This is a genomic window from Streptomyces pathocidini, from assembly GCF_001418495.1.
GTDB classification, from domain to species: domain Bacteria; phylum Actinomycetota; class Actinomycetes; order Streptomycetales; family Streptomycetaceae; genus Streptomyces; species Streptomyces pathocidini.
The window spans coordinates 2,141-2,345 of sequence record NZ_LIQY01000588.1; the positions used below are offsets into that span (position 1 = coordinate 2,141).

Annotated in this window: 1 pseudogene; it reads right to left on the reverse strand. The window is 69.3% G+C overall.

Going from position 1 to position 205, the window contains the following annotated elements:
* Positions 1–205 (reverse strand): annotated as a pseudogene (locus AOK16_RS28760) (class E sortase); the annotation flags it as partial.

Here is a 205-nt window from a genome sequence, read left to right on the forward strand (position 1 = left end):
CGGTCCTCGGCGCCGCCCTCGTCCCACTGCTTGTGCAGGTTGTTGGCGGCGCCGCCCGCCTCCTGGTGGGCGAGGACGTTGGTGTACCAGAGCTGGTAGGTCACGAAGAGCAGCATGAGCACGCCGATGGTGATGAACGCCTCGCCAACGATCCGGCTGGCGATCACCCCGGGCGAGTCCTTCCGCGCCCTTGCCTGACGCCGGG